The 16,008-nt window shown below is 49.9% G+C and carries 17 protein-coding genes; 10 read left to right on the top strand and 7 right to left on the bottom strand.

The features are described from left to right. Nucleotides 1-118: 118 nt before the first annotated feature. Complete coding sequence (locus AC1RSM_RS05745; RefSeq protein WP_492930334.1) at nt 119-268, bottom strand: hypothetical protein; 150 nt, start codon at nt 266-268, stop codon at nt 119-121. 728 nt (nt 269-996) lie between these two features. On the opposite strand from AC1RSM_RS05745, the gene AC1RSM_RS05740 reads away from it, so the two are divergent. The 5 genes from AC1RSM_RS05740 (at nt 997) to AC1RSM_RS05720 (ending at nt 5,463) form a co-directional block, all read left to right on the top strand. Then, on the top strand, nt 997-1,206 hold the full coding sequence (locus tag AC1RSM_RS05740; RefSeq protein WP_492930332.1) for a cold-shock protein: 210 nt from the start codon (nt 997-999) through the stop codon (nt 1,204-1,206). 39 nt (nt 1,207-1,245) lie between these two features. Then, a complete protein-coding gene (locus tag AC1RSM_RS05735) occupies nt 1,246-1,674 on the top strand; it encodes a hypothetical protein (RefSeq protein ID WP_492930330.1) in 429 nt (142 codons plus the stop codon). Nucleotides 1,675-1,734: 60 nt separating this feature from the next. Next, nucleotides 1,735-1,908, top strand: coding sequence for a YegP family protein (locus tag AC1RSM_RS05730; RefSeq protein WP_492930328.1), 174 nt, complete (start codon nt 1,735-1,737; stop codon nt 1,906-1,908). Nucleotides 1,909-3,199: 1,291 nt separating this feature from the next. Further along, nucleotides 3,200-3,682 carry a hypothetical protein gene (locus AC1RSM_RS05725; protein ID WP_492930326.1) on the top strand — a complete coding sequence of 161 codons (483 nt, stop codon included), beginning with the start codon at nt 3,200-3,202 and terminating at the stop codon, nt 3,680-3,682. A gap of 1,571 nt (nt 3,683-5,253) precedes the next feature. Next, nucleotides 5,254-5,463 (top strand): cold-shock protein, encoded by a 210-nt coding sequence (locus tag AC1RSM_RS05720; protein ID WP_009461560.1) that lies wholly within the window; start codon nt 5,254-5,256, stop codon nt 5,461-5,463. Nucleotides 5,464-5,674: 211 nt separating this feature from the next. Here the strand turns inward: AC1RSM_RS05720 and AC1RSM_RS05715 are convergent, their stop codons facing one another. Further along, complete coding sequence (locus AC1RSM_RS05715; protein WP_492930324.1) at nt 5,675-5,986, bottom strand: hypothetical protein; 312 nt, start codon at nt 5,984-5,986, stop codon at nt 5,675-5,677. A 1,283-nt stretch (nt 5,987-7,269) separates the two neighbouring features. Beyond that, nucleotides 7,270-7,674: a RidA family protein gene (locus AC1RSM_RS05710; protein WP_492931471.1), complete on the bottom strand. Its 405-nt coding sequence runs from the start codon at nt 7,672-7,674 to the stop codon at nt 7,270-7,272. A gap of 312 nt (nt 7,675-7,986) precedes the next feature. Here AC1RSM_RS05710 and AC1RSM_RS05705 point away from each other — a divergent pair, with 312 nt between their 5' ends. The 5 genes from AC1RSM_RS05705 to AC1RSM_RS05685 all read left to right on the top strand — a co-directional run bounded on the left by AC1RSM_RS05705 (nt 7,987) and on the right by AC1RSM_RS05685 (nt 11,622). Further along, nucleotides 7,987-8,406 (top strand): GFA family protein, encoded by a 420-nt coding sequence (locus AC1RSM_RS05705; protein ID WP_492930322.1) that lies wholly within the window; start codon nt 7,987-7,989, stop codon nt 8,404-8,406. 138 nt (nt 8,407-8,544) lie between these two features. After that, nucleotides 8,545-9,354 carry an ABC transporter substrate-binding protein gene (locus AC1RSM_RS05700; RefSeq protein ID WP_492930320.1) on the top strand — a complete coding sequence of 270 codons (810 nt, stop codon included), beginning with the start codon at nt 8,545-8,547 and terminating at the stop codon, nt 9,352-9,354. Between the two features lie 104 nt (nt 9,355-9,458). Beyond that, on the top strand, nt 9,459-10,193 hold the full coding sequence (locus AC1RSM_RS05695; RefSeq protein WP_492930318.1) for an amino acid ABC transporter permease: 735 nt from the start codon (nt 9,459-9,461) through the stop codon (nt 10,191-10,193). Further along, nucleotides 10,193-10,891 carry an amino acid ABC transporter permease gene (locus AC1RSM_RS05690; RefSeq protein ID WP_492930316.1) on the top strand — a complete coding sequence of 233 codons (699 nt, stop codon included), beginning with the start codon at nt 10,193-10,195 and terminating at the stop codon, nt 10,889-10,891. Before AC1RSM_RS05695 ends, AC1RSM_RS05690 begins: the two co-directional genes overlap by 1 nt. Continuing rightward, nucleotides 10,888-11,622: an amino acid ABC transporter ATP-binding protein gene (locus tag AC1RSM_RS05685; protein ID WP_492930314.1), complete on the top strand. Its 735-nt coding sequence runs from the start codon at nt 10,888-10,890 to the stop codon at nt 11,620-11,622. The genes AC1RSM_RS05690 and AC1RSM_RS05685 overlap by 4 nt, the downstream gene beginning before the upstream one ends. 197 nt (nt 11,623-11,819) lie before the next feature. Here the strand turns inward: AC1RSM_RS05685 and AC1RSM_RS05680 are convergent, their stop codons facing one another. The 4 genes from AC1RSM_RS05680 to AC1RSM_RS05665 all read right to left on the bottom strand — a co-directional run bounded on the left by AC1RSM_RS05680 (nt 11,820) and on the right by AC1RSM_RS05665 (nt 15,670). After that, nucleotides 11,820-12,092: a hypothetical protein gene (locus tag AC1RSM_RS05680; RefSeq protein ID WP_492930312.1), complete on the bottom strand. Its 273-nt coding sequence runs from the start codon at nt 12,090-12,092 to the stop codon at nt 11,820-11,822. Nucleotides 12,093-12,218: 126 nt separating this feature from the next. Further along, nucleotides 12,219-12,797: a hypothetical protein gene (locus AC1RSM_RS05675; RefSeq protein ID WP_492930310.1), complete on the bottom strand. Its 579-nt coding sequence runs from the start codon at nt 12,795-12,797 to the stop codon at nt 12,219-12,221. A gap of 193 nt (nt 12,798-12,990) precedes the next feature. After that, nucleotides 12,991-13,311 (bottom strand): TM2 domain-containing protein, encoded by a 321-nt coding sequence (locus AC1RSM_RS05670; RefSeq protein ID WP_492930308.1) that lies wholly within the window; start codon nt 13,309-13,311, stop codon nt 12,991-12,993. 655 nt (nt 13,312-13,966) lie between these two features. Further along, the gene (locus tag AC1RSM_RS05665; RefSeq protein ID WP_492930306.1) at nt 13,967-15,670 is read right to left on the bottom strand and encodes a sigma 54-interacting transcriptional regulator; all 1,704 of its coding nucleotides are present in this window, start codon (nt 15,668-15,670) and stop codon (nt 13,967-13,969) included. Nucleotides 15,671-16,008 lie beyond the last annotated feature (338 nt).

Below are 16,008 nucleotides of genomic sequence, written 5' to 3'. Positions count from 1 at the left end.
CAGCCGAGAAAGCGGAAGCCCAAGCATATCAACACCCTAACAAAACACCCCCGTTCCAGTACTGCCTACCAGAATACATGCACACAGCTTCAAGCTGTGCCAAGAAAAGCCCCAAAGATCAATGCTTTGGGGCTTTTTTGTTGCCCAGCGTTCCAAGCTGCGCCAAGCCTTCATCGATGTCTGTGTTTACGTGGTGGATGGCTTTGTCCAAGCGGTCTGTCTTGGGCCGATATTTATAGGCCCGCCTCACTACCGTCTTTTTAGTCATCTCGCCATAATCGGTTTGCCATGGGGGTGGTTTGCCTGACTTCACCTACTGGCAGCGATTCATGATTGAGTCAATCTCGTCCTTATTCATGCAGTCGGTCAGATAGTCGCCATCGGCCGTTTTGACGACGACATACACTCCAACTATTGACCCACGCTCCTTTGAAAACGGGTTGTGCTGGTGGGAGGCTTATCAAAGCCGTTCAGAGCAAAGGCGTCCTGCTCGTAAACATGTTCGGCTTGGACCCAAAGGATTGACCCCGTGGACATAGCCAGATCCATCAGCCCCATCTAGCTGATGTCGAGGCAGATCTTGCCGTCTCGTGGGACTAGATACGCTTGCAGCTTGGCTGGGTTTAGGATGATTCCGATGGCCGCGATGTTTGTCACAGCATTTATGACTGACTGCTTGAGGAGTCGATTGCAAGGTCCAGGCGATGTTCACGTACAGCGGGTTAGCTTGCATCCTCCGCCGTCATGACTTGCGCGCGCAACTCGGTGTTGGCAGGTTCTGGAGTTCTATTGCCCTCTTATCGCAGCACTCCCGCCGCCCTTTACATGGGCGGTTTTGATATTGAAAAATGGTTAAGGGGGCGGGGTTGCTGCAGCTGGAAGGGCTAAGTTTGGATGTGGTTTGGTTGATTACTTTGTAACGGTGCTATCTATATGGGCAAATAACAGTCATAGTTCGCTCAGGGAGATTTTTCCCTAGAATAATTAGGACATACATTGAAAACAGAATTTGGTATCGTGAAGTGGTTCAATAACGAAAAAGGCTTCGGCTTCATCGCTCCGGAAAGTGGCGGTAAAGACCTCTTCGCACATCACAGTGAAATTCAGGGCTCCGGGTTCAAATCTCTTGAAGAGAACGAACGAGTTTCTTTCGTTGCAGGCGAGGGTCAAAAAGGCCCTTGCGCTACCCAGATCCAAAAAGTTTGATCCCCTGCTTGCCTAACTAGGCGAGCGTTGCGTTGATCAGTGAAGGCCGAACCCTTTGAAACATCGGGTTCGGCCTTTTCGCGTACGCTGCCCGCTATCACCATACGAGCCTTGGCCCTGTACGCTCTCAGGCTGGCATGTGGCTTGTCAGGTGCTACCCGTATGCCAGAGGTGAGGAAGCCAGCGGCTCATCAGTCGCCTTTGCATGAAAAGCGTTTGTGGCGTGACTCTGATCTGTCCAACGTTGAGCTGGTCGATCATCCGGAGCGCCTAGACTATTTCAGCGTAGGCATGAACGGAATACTTAAGCGGGCCGCTGATTGGTGCGAGGACGGCTTTAGACAGAATCTAGACCTCCATGACTTCTGCAAGTTGTATCGCCGCAATAGTTTGGCCAGTGGTGCAGTAGAGAAGCCGCCGCGTGGTGCGGACATACCTCACTTTCAGGTAAACCCCAATTTCTGTTGATTCGGCTCAGCCCTAGGATAGGGTTGGCGCGACGTGCGCTCATACCTATAGAGGGTCATCATGAAATTTGTGCTTTACAAAGACAAAGGTGGCGAATGGCGGTGGCGCTTTAAAGCCGCAAATGGAAATATTATTTGTGTCAGCTCAGAGGGCTACACCAGCAAACAGAGCGCGCAGCAAAGTATTGAATCTGTGAAAAAAGGGGCTCCCGCAGCTCCGGTTGTTGAGGAGTAAATAAGGGGGCCTTTCCTCAGCAATTTCTGATCACATAGTCAGGCATACGAGCTGCCGCGCGCCCCTAGTTAGCAAGGGCAGGCGCGTATCAGAAATGTCGGATTCACTCTGGCCTGACTATGTGATGCCTCTTCTGTTAACAGCTTGTATCTCTCGACTGCTCAGACGCGGGCCGGGTTGAAGTTAAAGAGTCCTGGTGGGCTGAGTTGCTGCTTGGCGAGCACAGTGATGCGCCTATCTCTAACTCAGGAGCACTCTGCGAGGCATTCTCGTAAGAGCAGACTCGCTTGCCGCCGGTTGGTCTCAGCTTGCCATTTCCCGCACAAATTATAGATTCCGCCTGCAGCTCAAACTGGAGGGGCATGGTTCTTAGTTGACCAAGCGCTGTTGCTGCGCTTCTGCTGAACTACAGTTTCCGACCTTGTCGGAGCCTTTATAAGGCTTTTATCCTTGTTTGGAGGGCCCTAAGCGGGGATAAAGACGCTTTATCTTGCTATGTGTCCTATGCTGTGGGGGTTGGGCACTACATCTTCGTTAGTGCCATGATTGACGATGAGGTACATATGGAAAAGAAAGAGGAAGAACAGGTGGTTGTGACTCCTGAGCCGGCAAAGCCTGTTCAAAAGCAGACGCAGTCGCGCTGGCCTGGTCAAAACGCGAATGCAGGTTTCAAGAATTCAAAATCCGTGCAAGGTCGTAGGCCCGTAGGTCGAGGCGCAGCCCGCGGTAGATAAGTAGGGGTTTAGTTCATTAAAGCAAAGGTGGCCTTGGAGCATTCTAGGCCGCTTTTTTTTATAGTTGAAATGGTTGTAGCGGGCCAGCCTCTGGCTCGAGCGTCGCGCTGAATTAGATAACGCCTCAGGGTTCAAACTCGTGCATGGCGAGTAGCTTTTAAGGTGGCCTATGAGTCCAACTTCCTGTTCCTACTCCCTCCCCATGACTTGTGATCCTCTTTTTAGGCTGCGGCTCAACTCATTCTGAGGATGGACCGGTCTACGTTGTCTCCACTCAGTCCAGCGTCCTCATCACACTTCCTTCTGGCTGTTTCGCCTGTGATATCTCCCTAAGCACCGCTTCGCCCTGCGTGCGGGTTGAAGCGTTGGGTAACGAACAAGGTGCCCGGGCCTGGCTTGCATAGGGCACACTGTGGGAGCAGATGGGGCTCGAGATTCTTCACCTTCTGTCTAGGCTTCATAAGCGCTCTGTACTAGTCGCTTGGGCCTGGGATCTCAAATTTCCTCCCAAGCACAAGAAGACTCGAATACGAGCGCTGTTTTTTTAAGGGTTGGTAATGAACAAAATTGTGACTACGTTTTTGGCTGGTGCCGCAATGTCTGTTTCTGCAGTGGCTGTGAGTCAGCCTGTAGATGCTCGTATTGGCTCTTTTACGGTTAGGGCAGATGCAATCGAAACGCTCCAGCCGTCTAGTTTGCGAGCGACGGGAAATGTTGTGATTTCAGGAAAAAACACGGACATTGAAGCTGACGAGGCGCTCATCACTGAGAGCAACGGAGTGGTGACGATTGAATCCAAGCAAGGGCCTCAAAGCAGTCGCAATGAGCCAGCAGTGCAACAGCAGTTCAAGATTGAAGATTTAAAGGGGGCGCGCGCAGCGGGTGGGGAGATGCGCTTGATGAACTCTGGCTATGTCCCAGCGAAAACTAAGGGCCTGACAACGATTTGGAAAAATGAAGCCAAGCAGACTTGCATCAGCGTGACTACATCTAACGGTCGCTACAGTGAAGTTGGAAATTTGCCTTGGCAGGATTGCTGATTATTTTTAAGGCCGGATATAGACAGGTTTTTTATACTGTAGAAATGGCTTAACTGTTTGAAATTATGGGGTTTTGTAGATGCTTGTTAAGCCTGCGACCAGGTTCAGAAAACCGGTATTAAGGCCGGTTTCGATGATTGGTTTTCTCCTATGCTTTCTATTGATTTCTCTCGCTGCTATTTTTGCATGGGATGGGTTTCTGAATAAGTTTGAAAATTTCTCACTTATTAATTATGGATTTAGCCTGTCTTTCATGCTTATGTTCTTCATTATCAATAGGTTGAGCTATTTCTATTACTCTGTTTGTGATTCATTGATAGAAACCAAGGTGAGTGATGGAAGGCGCCTGGGCTTTTTTATTGGCTTGGTTTATCTCTTCTTGCTGTCTCTGTTTCTGATGGGAGGGTTTGGGGTTGTGTCCAGGTTGCTCTCAGGTCAGCATATTTTTGGTTGAGCCGGTCCTTTGCCTCCTCTGTTCTAGCGTAGGTACAAATAGCTAGTTTCAATTGAGGCCTCTTGAAGACCGTTGTTGTCATGCAGCGCTTATATCGCCAAAGCGCTGCTCTAGGCAAAGCATCGTGGTTCTGGCTGTCTATGATGTATGCCTGGATGAACCTTTACATGGACTTGGCAGCCGCTATGCGGGGTCTCCAGCAGCGATCTTTGCCTTGGGCCTGTGTGTCGCGGGCTACGGCTACCCCCTTAAGCTCTTTGTACTTGCCTAGTCGGCTGTATCTGTTCAAGAGAGGCCGGCTAAGCATGCGCGCTACTAGCGCATGGTCCTTGCCCTCATGCTCAAGCTTCGTCTTCCCTGTCTTTGGTTAAAACGGCATCTCAACGCGGTTTTTGAAAAGGTGTAAAGAGGATAAAGGGTTAGCTCTTCGCGCTTTATGCCTTAGTGTTTATCCTTGCCTTGCCTGACTGCGTGATTGCAGCAGGGTATCCGACCGCTCAGCTATGCTTGGCTCCAAGCCCCCAAGCCCCCAAGCCCCCAAGCCCCCAAGCCCCCAATATTCCAATACTTCAAAGCTCCGAGGCTCTAATGTTCCAAGAAGTCCAAGGCGTTCAATCACCAAGGTATAGGGCCATCAGAGATGGGCTGTCGTCATCGAGCGTCATAACGCGCCTGGTTGAAACGCTAAAGCAGCATATCTACATTTTGGTGATGCCTTCCCGTACTCATTGAAACTCCTGCGGCTCCTAGGTGGCTTAGCAGCAGAGGCTGTGCGCCGTCTTCAGATGAAGGATTTTTTGGGGCTTTGTGATGGCGCCTGCCGTGAGGAGCTCTGGCATTTGGCCGACTTAAATAAGTGTATTTTCTGCAGATAGATAAGGCTTTCTGAGATAGCCCTTTTCAGACCCTCCGCTTATCGGATAGGACGAGGGGCGGGTCCCGATGTATCTCATAATTAGCGTTACGCCAGGACGGTCAGCTATGAAGTTCAGTTGGGAAAAATAGGTAAAAAGGACAGTGGCGTAAAAAATTACTTTGTAACAGCGCTATCTATATATGCGGATAGCGACCATAGTGTGTCCAGGGACATTTTTCCCCTGAATATTTAGGACTTACATTGAAAACAGAAATTGGTATTGTGAAGTGGTTCAATAACGAAAAAGGCTTCGGCTTCATTATGCCGGAGAGTGGCGGTAAAGACCTCTTCGCACACCACAGTGAAATTCAAGGCTCCGGGTTTAAATCTCTTGAAGAGAATCAACGAGTTTCCTTCGTTGCAGGCGTAGGCCAGAAAGGCCCTTGCGCTACCCAGATCCAAATCGTTTGATCCCCTGCTTGCCTGACTAGGCAAGCGTTGAGTTGATCAGCTAAAGCCGGACCCTTTGAAACATTGGGTTCGGCTTTTTCTCGTCTGACGCCTGCATCGTTAATGGCATAGCCCGGCTGAATGCGGGCTATCGACGCTTAACAATTTATCTTTCCGAAAATAAGTGTTAAGCCAAAGCTGAAAGCCTTAGCCTTCAGCTAAAAAACTCTCTTTATTCTAAAGGCGCGGTTTGGACGGCACTACTGTTGGGCACTGTTTGTGCTTTAAGCGAGTCAATACTACGTCTGAGATCTCTGGGTTCGGGGCTCACACTCACAGCCCGCAAGTGCCGGTTACAGATAAACCAGATCTCATCCTTGTCATTGGCCAGGATAAAGAAAGCATCTGAGGTTTCTGATGGATTGAACATGCCCAGCGCGCGATAAGCCGTTTGCATATTGAATCCGCTTCGGAGCGGATAGGGTTTTGGCCCATCTGTAAGCTCTTGAACACGAAGATACAGCCCTGTCTCTAATGTGATCATTTAAGCCTCGCTCTTATTGATTTTCCTTATTCTAGGGGGAAGCTGACAGGGATGCTAGCTCCAGAATCGAGTAGATGTAATTAAGCAATGTAAGACTTAACAGAGTTTGCTTTTAGTGATGCAAAAGCGGTGGAAGGTGGGGCAAGGGGGAGGCATAATCGCAATGAAGGGCGACAGGCAGGGCGGTTTTTAGCTGCATAAGTGGGTTGAGCTTTGGCAGACTCTTGGCCAGAGGAGTGCAGCGGAATGTCTATCTATAGAGCCGGCCCGATTTACGAAGCGATCAAGCACAAAAAAGCCGCTTTTAGCGGCTTTTTTGAGAGTGGCGCATACCGAGAAGCTAAGGTATTAGAACGGTAGGCCTGGAAAGCGATCCTTCAATTGACGTATCAGAGTCTGGCGTGTTGCCACTATACGTTTGGCAATGCTCTGAGAGTTTTCTACGTCCGGATGCTTGGGTTCGAGCAATGGAGAGGTGTGCAGAGGGCTGCGGCTTGCTTGATTGAGCTTTTGATAAATAATTAATGCCTTCGACGCTTCGTCAAGTAAATCATTCAGAGCAGTAGGTAAGCTAGACAGGCCAGTTGCGTCGTGAAGATAAACAGTTTAGCGTACTAATTTAATGAACAGCGAAATTGCTAATTTTTATAATTTTGAAATTATTTTATAATTATGCGTTATAAGTCATTAAAAGTAAAGACTTGATTTGTAACTAAGGTAATGGCTGATGCTTGTGTGATCTAGGGGTGAGTATTAATTGCCTACGTTAGTTTTTGATAATTAAAATAAAAATGGGTTGTTAGTCCGTAGTGACTTAATAATTTTATCTATCGTTATGGTTGACGTTTTATGAATTACTGGTAATTCGTAGATAGAGGGAGAAATTTATTAAAGTCTGGATTCTGTGAGTTTAGATGTTTTTCATTGAAATTTTTCTTAATTCAGATTTTGTATTTAATGTGGCTATAATAACTAATCAAGTGGATAAATTTTAAATTCTATAAATTGCTATATTTTGTGATCTGTTGGGATAAGATCTTCGTAGCTTTATTGCTATAAATTTTTAATATTGGAATTGATTTTATTTTTAATTTCCCATAAGAAGTAAGACTGTTTCAGGCAGGATATCTACACAAAAAAATGAGCCAAGTCTTAAAGATCTTGGCTCAAGTAATAATCACAGAAATAGTTTTAGTGTGGCTTTATCTGTAGTTTCATCAGGGGCGTCTACCCGCTTAAAACCTACAACAGATTAAAAATCCAGACGCATAAAAGCTCAGCGTTTAGTCCAGCATCGCCTCCGCTTCGATCTCAATAAGCCATTCTGGTTTGGCTAAACCACTGATCAGAATCCATGAAGAAGGGGGAGGGTTGGTGGGGAAACGCTTTAACAACGCAGCAGCAATAGAATCTTGCTCCTGCTGCGAGCTGGCATCATCCCGGATAAAAATACGCAGCATAATCACCTGATCAATGGTGCCTCCTACATCAGCCAGAACGTGTTCGATGTTATCCAGTGCTGCTTCAGTTTGTTCGCGCATACCGCCGTCTACGGTGCGTTCCTTGGCGTCTACGCCCACTTGACCAGACAGCATGACGCGACGGTTTCCTGTCACCACTAGGCCTTGGCTAAATCCATATTGCAGGGAGTTGAAGACGGTAGAAGGGTTGATCGCGCTTTTAGTCATTTTCATAGGTACATACAAAGTCAGTTAAGGAGGTGTGTTCACACTCCTTTTTGCTAACTTGGGGCGTAATGGCAGAACACAAGGTGCATTTTCCAAGCTTGGACGTCCTGCTTGGGATTGCTAATGGCTGATTAACCCCCGTCTCGCCTGCGAGCGCCGCGTGCTGTAGCGCAGTTCTATTTGCTGACGGGAAAGTGGTGCTTGTGTGACTCCGCTACAGAGCGCCTAGTGTGGGATTAGCCATTGCTTTTCCCCGGACAGCAGTATTCCCAGGTATAGAATTCTTTCATCACTTATTTAAGGACGACGGAAATGGCAAAGGATCTGGTTTCGTTTCAGGGGAAATGCCTCTGCGGCGCGGTGACAATCCGTTTTCAACACGATCAACCAGCGCTGAGTGCGTGCCATTGCAGCATGTGCCGGAATTGGTCTGGCGGGCCTAACCTGTCGGTCGAAGGGCATCACGCCCCTAGCATTGAAGGCCTGGAGCATGTTCGTTCTTATCAGTCTTCGGAGTGGGCCGAGCGCAGTTTTTGTTCAGTCTGCGGGACCCACTTGTTTTACCGCCTTCTTAGTGGCGAATTCTACTCACTGTCAGCAGGCTTGTTTAAAGAGGGCGCACATTGGCCGTTCAAATTGCAGGTTTATATTGATGAAAAACCGGGCAACTACCAGTTCGCCAATAAGACGCGGGAAATGACGGGGGAGGAAGTCGTTAAGCTTTTCTCTTGACCATCCCTGGGTCTGTAAACCTTAGCTTTTTTAGTTATAAGCAAGGGGCGATTTGATCGTTTTGAATACATAGGGGGTGTGGTCGAATGGCACATCGGTATGTATCGTGCGTGCCTTTTTTATCGGGATGTTTTTATCATGAAGTCGTTTTTGAGCATTGCCGCCACCCTTACCCTGGCGTTGGTGGCTGGAGTGGCCCAGGCTGATCGTCTGGATGACATCAAGAAAGAGGGTGTATTGAAAGTAGCGTCTTTTGACAGCAACCCACCTTTTGGCTTCGTGGATCAGAAATCCCGACAGATCACAGGCCTGGATGTGGATTTCGCACAGGCGCTGGCCGATAAGCTGGGCGTCAAACTGGAAGTCTTGCCGACTAATCCGGCCAACCGCGTGCCACTGTTAACGTCCAATAAAGTAGATCTGGTATTGGCGAACTTCACCATTACGGAAGAGCGCGCCAAACAGGTTGATTTCAGCATTCCATATTTCGCGTCAGGCCAGCAGTTCTTGGCTAAAAAGGGCGTGCTGTCTTCTCCCGAGCAGTTGAATTCCCTGCGCATTGGGGTAGACAAAGGAACGGTCAACGAGATCGTCCTGCGTGAAAAGTATCCACAAGCCAAGCTGGTAGCGTATGACGATACGCCATTTGCCTTTACCGCTTTGCGCAATGGCAATGTCCAGGCAATCACCCAGGATGGCCCCAAGCTGATCGGTTTGTTGGCTAATGTGCCGGACAAAGAAAACTATGAAATACCGGCATTCAGCATTTCCGAGGACTTGATTGGCATTGGTATTCCTAAAGGCGAAACCGCACTGAAATCCTTTGTGGACGAAACCTTGCTGGAACTGGAAGCCCAAGGCAAGGCCCAGGCTATTTACGACCAGTGGTTTGGCCCTGAGTCCAAAACCCCGCTGGAGCGCTTGTACCGCATCGGTCAGCAACAGTAAGTTCTGCCTGTCAGGTGTAGGCCAGTCTGAATAGATCAGGCTGGCCTTTTCCTGTTTGTATCCACTACCGCAGGATCAGCCGATTCTGCTCTTTGGTTTTCGCTATGCCATCTTCTGATTTCTGGCTGGCACCGCATTATGTGGGGTGGTTGCTGCAAGGGTTCTGGGTCACGATCCAGCTCTCTTTGGTCGTCTCTGTGGCTGCAACCGTGCTGGGTTTCCTGGTGTGTATCGCCCGGCTGTCACCCTTTGTGTGGCTGTCCTGGCCGGTGCGCGCTTATTTGAGCCTATTTCGTAATACTCCTTTGCTGGTGCAATTATTTTTCTGGTATTTCGGTGCTTCAGCGCTGATGCCAACTGAACTGGTGCAGTGGTTGAACACCCAGCATGCCTTGCAGCTGGTCTTGTTCGACGTGCACTGGCCCAGCTTTGAAATGCTGGCGGCCTTTGTGGGCTTGACGGCCTATACCACCGCCTTTGTGGCGGAGGAGTTCCGGTCTGGTGTTCGTGCCGTGCGTAAAGGGCAATGGGCGGCCGCTGCCTCCTTGGGGATGCGTTCCATGCAGATTTGGTGCTATGTGATGATGCCGCAAGCCTTGCGCAATACCTTCCCCTCTCTCGTGGGGCAGTACATGAATGTCATCAAGAACACCTCTTTGACCATGGCCATCGGCTTGGCAGAACTGTCCTATGCGTCCCGTCAGGTGGAGACTGAAACCTTCAAGACCTTCCAGTCCTTTGGCATTGCGACATTGCTGTATGTGCTCTTGGTGATGCTGGTGGAGCTGCTGGGGCAGTGGTTGCAGCGTCATCGGCTGCAGGTGCGAGGGGGCTTGTAATGGACTTCACCGTTATTCAGGACAACCTGCTGTATTTCCTGATCGGGGCTTATCCTCATGGGCCATTGGGTGGCGCGGCTTTGACGCTTTTATTAAGCGTGTTGACGGCCAGTATTTCGGCGGTCCTGGGGCTGGTCTTTGGACTGGCTCTCGTTTTGTCACGTGGGGTGGCTCACACCGCCTTATTGCTGTTTCTGGGATTCTTTCGCGCAATCCCCGTCATCATGCTGATTTTCTGGGTGTATTTTTTACTACCCATTTTATTCAAAGTGGATGTGCCCGGCATTTTCACCGTTGTGTGCGCCTTGTCCTTGATTGGTGGGGCCTACTTGGCGCACTCGGTGGCCGCAGGCATCAAGAGTCTGCCGGCGGGGCAATGGCAGGCTGGCAGGGCCTTGGGGCTGCGAACGACGCAGATCATGACGTCGATCATCTTGCCGCAAGCCTTGCCCGTGATGGTTCCTTCTTTTATTAATCAGTGGGTTGCCTTGATCAAGGACACTTCGCTGGCCTATGTCATTGGTGTGGCAGAGTTGTCTTTCGTTGCCACCCAGGTCAGCAACCGGGTCATGGTGCACCCCACAGAAATTTTCTTGTTTGTAGGGCTGCTTTACTACGTGATTTGCGCTTCCCTGGAAGCGATTGCAAATCGAGTAGCCAGGCGCTATGACAAACATATGCGACTGGATGGCCAATGATTCACATCAATAATGTTTCCAAATGGTATGGCGCCTTTCAGGTGCTCAAAGACTGTACGACCCAAGTAGATCGTCAAGAAGTGCTGGTGGTGTGCGGGCCGTCGGGCTCCGGTAAATCCACCTTGCTAAAAACCGTTAACGGGCTGGAGCCGTTTCAGCAAGGGACCATCCTGCTGGATGGGATTTCAGTGGGAGATCCCGCCACGGACTTGCCACAGTTGCGTAGTCGGGTCGGGATGGTCTTTCAGAACTTTGAACTGTTTCCGCATTTGACCGTATTGGCTAACTTGACACTAGCGCAGCGTAAAGTGCTGGGCCGGGATCGTGATGAGGCAGACCAGCGGGCCTTGGTGTATCTGGATCGGGTGGGGCTGAAGGCCTTGGCAGACCGCTATCCGGCCAGCTTGTCAGGCGGGCAGCAGCAGCGTGTGGCGATTGCACGGGCGCTGTGCATGGACCCTATTTGTATGTTGTTTGACGAGCCCACCTCAGCACTGGACCCGGAAATGGTTAACGAAGTGCTGGATGTCATGGTCAGTCTGGCGGAGGAAGGCATGACGATGATGTGTGTCACCCACGAAATGGGCTTTGCCCGCAAGGTAGCGGATCGCATGATCTTTATGGATCAGGGCAGCATTCTGGAGGATGTCGCTACTGATGTGTTTTTTGGTGACTTGTCAGGCAGGCCGGAGCGCGTGCAAACCTTTTTGTCGAAGGAGTTGCGCCTCTAGGAGCCTGATTGCCTAGGCTGGCTCGCTTCACACTTGTCAACGGTGCCAGAGAGGCCATTAAGCCCAATAAAAATGAGCCCGCCTGTAGCTACATGGGCGGGCTCATTATTGGCGACTGCATAGGCTTTGATACCACTAGCGCTAAGAAAGCAGCAAGGCTTCAAGGCTAAAGTGAACCTGAGTCGCTATACCGTGGCTCACTGAGCAGCAGTGCTAAGTGATTGCATCAGGGATTCTGAGGCAAGTACGGTGCGGCGTGCTTCTTCATGCTGATCGTGCAGGGCAAGGTAACGGGCTTCTGCTTCATCGCCTCGCGCGACATCACCCTTGTAGGACTGCTCTACGTAGTTTGCGTACCAAACGGACTCGTCTACGGTCAAACCTACAAACACCACATTGTCGTCCTGATCTTGTGACAGGGCACGGATTTCGGCTAAATACGCCCGTTCACGGGGCTGAAATTCCAACATAAGACTCCTTAGATAAGCCCCCATTGTAGTTGCTGGGCGAAATCAGGCCAGAGCTATGGCGCTGATCTCCCCATTTGAGCCGAATTCAAATGGGGCAGGAGTGGGCAAGGGGCTGGGCCTGCTGCCTTATTGAGGGTTTGCGATCCAGTCGTTCAGATACCACTGGCGGTGCAAGGAGGCAAGGTCATCCAGTTGATTTTGCATCACGCCGAACAAACCACCGGTCCAGGTGCTGAAGGCCGGTGTGTCATCCAGTTTCTTCACGTTTTGTGCAAACGTCCGAGTCAGCAGTATGGGGTTCTGCCACGAATATTCGTTACCCAACGTTTTGAAGTAATCGCCCCCGACCGCAAATTTGGCCTTGCCTTGATAGGCCAGGATGACCTTGTCGAAACTCTTGTCCCGCAAGCTGTCTGCGGCCTGGAAGAACACTCTCATCACATCTATTTGGCTGGTTGCCGCAGACACAGAGCGCAAATCAAAAACCAGAACGGAGGGGATGATGGCGTATTCATAATACGTAGCTACTTGAATGCTCTTATTGCGGGAATCTTTTGATAGTGCTTGGGATACCGGCTGCCAGATAGACAGGTAGTTCCATGAGAATAGACCTATTGCTATGCAGGCAAGAAGGAGCACTAAGGCGAGTAATTTTCTTTTCATCTGTTGTTTAGTTGCTGGTTCTTCTAGGGGTAGAAGAGCCAATCACTTTCTTGGGGTTGTTAAAATTTTCTGGTGCTAGCAGTGTGCTTATAAGTGGCTGCTATGACTGCCAAAAGGGTAGTTTAGGGCTCAATGTTTTAAAGAAAGGAACGCGTAATGTAGCGTTCCTTTATTGCACTGCTCAGTCCGCTAACAAGCCGTTTAAATAATTTTTAACGACTTGTCTCGGATTTATTTAGCTGGGCAGCCCTGCATTATTAGCCAAGGAGGTGGCCAACAAGGTGTTTTTGTTGCGTACCCAGCCAGGGATCAGAAAAGCGTCCACTAGTACCCAGATCACGGCAACAGCCAACATGATTACGCCCACCCCTAAGAGGCTGAGCAGTGCGCCTAGCAGGGTTAGGGCCAAAATCGCGATGGCGCTGCCGGTTTTACCCATGTAAAAACGGTGGCCACCTAGCGTGCCAAGAAAAAACCAGAGTAGATACGTAACGCCAAGACTTTTTTTATTGGCGTCGTATAGCATGGCTTGAGCCGTAGAGGAATTGCTAGACATTTCGGGCCTCACAGTAAAAATAATAATTACTTGAATAGTAAAAAATAAGGAGCCGTTAGGCTCCTTGGTTTTTTCAGATAGCTATCCGTTGTTTCACGAATTTTTTGAGTTTTCTTTTTTCCTGGGCTGTTCATTGATTAACTGTCTTTGCGGATTTTTATGATTCTTGAAAAAATACCTGGACGATTATAGCGATTTGCTCATGGGTTTTGTGCTTGGCTGTTTTTTCTGGTCTTATTTTTGTTTTTTAATCTTCCCTTGGTTTTTTTTCGGACTTTGTCAGATTTTTATATTGTTCATTTTCTTTTAATAAAGACCCGCTTTAGCCATTTTCTTATTGTTTTCTGGGTCGATCAACTCCGTTTCTACGGAGTCTGGTGAGAATTTTCAAATAAAATACTGAGGCGTCAAACGGTTTAGGTTGTTGAATTGCAGTGGGAAAAGCGCCTCTCTGGCCCACGAGGCCTTACTCTGCCCAAGGACAAAGGGCAGAGTAACTAGCAAACGAGGGGAGGACGGGGCCGTCTTATAACAATCAGATTGCCTGATAGTGATCCCTGTCCGCTCAGCCTGACCCGAACGGGGCGCGAAGCTCCAGGGATGAAGAAGGGCGCGTATTAGGTGTGTTTTTCCTGCAAGCCAGCGATGGCTCGTCTTAGGCGGGCATCGCCACTTTTTTTAATCTATATGCCAAGGCAGGACGAGTCAGACCCAAACGCCGCGCTGCTTCTGAAATGTTCCCGTTCGTTTTTTTCATCGTCAGCTGAATGATTTGTTCCTCCAGATCATCCAGGTTGAAGGGCGTTTCCAGCAGGTGCTCTACGCACTGCGTCTGATTGGGCGTGAAACAGGTTTCCTTGGCCATATACCCTTGGGTATTCAGGCTGCTCAGATATTGCAGTGCACTTTTCTGTTGCGGAAACAGGTGATGGGTTTCTATCTCGTGATTGTGCTCAGTCAAAATTACGCCTCGTTCGATCATGTTCTCGAACTCGCGGATATTGCCGGGCCAATCGTATTGCATCAGTAGTTCCTGGCTGCGATCGCTCACCCCCAGCACGTGTTTTTTGTACAGGCTGGAGTATTTATTCAGGAAGAACTCGGTCAGCAGTGGAATATCTTCCTTGCGTTCTCGCAAAGGCGGGATGTGGATGGGGAACACATTCAGGCGGTAATACAGATCAGCCCGGAACGTGCCTTTCTGTACGGCTTCGGCCAGATCCTCGTTGGTGGCTGCGACCACACGCACATCAATATGACGGATATTTTCATCTCCGACCCGTTCCAGCTCTTGCTCTTGCAGCACGCGCAGCAAAGCCGCCTGGGAGCGGGGCGATAGTTCCACAATTTCATCCAGGAAAATGGTGCCGGATTGGGCGCGCTCAAAGCGGCCTAGACGGGATTTGTGAGCGCCGGTGTAGGCCCCTTTTTCGACACCAAACAATTCGGATTCGATCAGCTCTGGCGGGATGGACGCGCAGTTCACCGCAATAAAGGGTTGCTCGGCCCGGTCGCTGGCGGCATGCAAGCCGCGCGCGAAGGCTTCTTTGCCTACGCCGGTCTCCCCCAGCAGCAAAACAGACACTTTGCTTTGAGCAGCTTTTTCCAGCAGATGACAGGCTGCTTGGTAGGCGGCGGACTGACCGATGGAGTTGGGTAAGGTGAAGTTGGCGCTGGATCGTTTGAACTCTTGTTCACGCAACTTCACCAGCTCACATCGCAGGGCGAATAGCTCGTCCTGCACCGGGTCGGGCAGCATGAAGCGGTCAATCTCGGGGTCATCGTGTTCCCATTCTTCCGCTGGCTTGCCCACGATCTTGCAATGGCTATGGCCCATGGCGGCGCATTGGGTTTCTTTATAGATGATGCTCTTGCCCATATAGAAGCTGGTGTAGCCGCTGGCATAGCCCAGCAAGCTCCAACAGACCGGCTCGCTGGATTGGCCGTGCTCTTTTTGGTGGTTGCTGACTTCATAGGAGTCAAACCAGTCGAACTCGCCGTAGTACTGGCCTGCATCGCGGTCAAAGGTCAGGGCGGTCGGCACCACTTTCACCATGCCGCGAATGGTGTGCATCTGCGGGCCAGCTAGAAAGGTTTCTTTCAGCGACAGGTCTGGCCGTACTTTTTGTGAGACCTCCGCATCTTTCATGCCGGCGTGATAGCCAAAGCGCATCAGAAAGTATTTGGCGCGTTCGCTGCCCAAGGAGGCAATCAGCTCTTTGCGCAGCTGGCCAAAGCCACTGGCGTGCAGCAAGAGCATGCGTTGTTCGCCAAACCATATTTTCCCTTCTCGCGCATCAAAGCGTATGGCGTCGATCAGGTCCTGACTTAATGGCAGTGTGAGTTCAGTAGCCCCCATGGCTGTCTCCATCCTGTGGTTTTTTATTGTGGTTTTGAGTGTTTTAAAACCAGTATGCCGCCTGTCTTTCTGAGGACTCCAAGAAAACACAATAGTGTCCAGAGGCCGGATAAAACGGCTTTTTATAGGTTTTTACCCTAGGTCAGCATTTGATGAAAAGTGCGCTAAGCACTTGATCAAATGATCAAAATTCTTTCAGACACCGGCTTGTGTGCCGCATTCCCTCTAAGAGTCGTTCCGTCTATCTCTTTAATCCTAAAGGGTTTATTGACGTGTTCTGGAACTTGGCACGCCGTTTGCTATGAACGAGGTGTGGACACTCATGCAACCGTTTGCTC

Source organism: Alcaligenes sp. GW821-FHT11D07 (assembly GCF_058808495.1).
This window is presented reverse-complemented; position numbering and strand designations above follow the sequence as displayed.